The organism is Anaerococcus groningensis (assembly GCF_046365465.1).
Lineage (GTDB): Bacteria > Bacillota > Clostridia > Tissierellales > Peptoniphilaceae > Anaerococcus > Anaerococcus groningensis.
Genome location: NZ_JBGMEG010000029.1, coordinates 1 through 1,227, shown reverse-complemented (window position 1 = coordinate 1,227; position 1,227 = coordinate 1). Strand labels below are relative to the sequence as shown.

The window sequence follows — 1,227 nt, the reverse complement described above, 5'->3', positions numbered from 1 at the left end:
GGTAATGATAAAGAAATTATCCTACTAAGTCCTAGATTGGCTATTAAAAAGGAAACTACCGAAAAGATTATGCAGTATTTTTTATAGCTAATATTAAAAGATAGCATCTTACTAAACATCTCAGAGCAAGCTGAAATTAGACCAATAGCTGTTTTTAGACAAGCTAGAAAAACTATCAAACTTAAAAATATATGACCTGCAGAACCCAAATAATGATTTGCTATTTTCGCTAAAATAATTGCCCCATTTTCTCCACCTTCCATAATATGGGCAGAACTAGATCCTAAAAAGGCAAGAGAAGTATAGACTGCTCCCATTGCTACTAGGCAAACTATCCCTGCCTTTAATGTTTCGCGGCCTATATCAATAGGATCAGTAATTCCAAGTTTTTTTATAGCAGTTATAATAAGAACTGCAAAAGCAAGAGATGCTGGGGCATCTAAAGTATTGTATCCATCAATAACGCCTGTAGTAAAAGGGTTAGCCTGGTATTTTTGGGTTGGATCTACACTTGCCAGTGGACCCATAGGTTTTGCTAGCCCTAAAATTGCAATTGCTGCAAGTAATACTAAAAATATAGGCGTCATATACTTACCTATAGTATCTATAAGGTCCCCTTCTTTTGTAGCAAAATAATAAGCAATAAGGAAAAATACTATAGAAAAAATAAACAAGGCTATAGTATTATTTGCCCCTACAAATTCTTTCAATCCTACCTCATAGGCAACTGTGCTTGTTCTTGGAATAGCAAATCCTGGCCCTATGGTAAGATATAATAATATTGTAAAAAAATAAGCGAAAAAATTACCAGCAGGCTTCGCTGACTCGAAAAGCGACTGGCTATCGCTAAGACCAGTAGCTATTATACCTAAAATAGGAAGTCCTACTCCTGATAACAAAAACCCAATCGTTACCGGTATTAGGTTTACTCCAGACCTTTGACCTAATTCTAGCGGGAAAATAAGATTTCCAGCTCCAAAGTATAGGCCAAACAAGAGAGATCCTACAAGTAAGACTTCCTTAAAACTTAACTTTTTCTTCATAAATTATCCTTCCTAGTACTCGGATAATTATATCAAATAAAACAAATTTACTCTAGCTTAAATAGCTATATTAGAAAGGATATATTTTTTCTTCGATGAGTTTACCTATTTCTCCAAAACCTTCTACTTCTATGTCAGTAAATCTATTTTTTATAGGACTATCTAAATCCAGTACTCCATATAC

Annotated in this window: 1 protein-coding gene; it reads right to left on the bottom strand. The window is 34.2% G+C overall.

Translation table 11 applies throughout. The features are described from left to right. Positions 1-1,043 (bottom strand): branched-chain amino acid transport system II carrier protein (brnQ, locus tag AB9Q04_RS08095; RefSeq protein WP_410024828.1); only part of this gene is annotated, 1,043 nt, incomplete at its 3' end. Between the last annotated feature and the right edge of the window lie 184 nt (positions 1,044-1,227).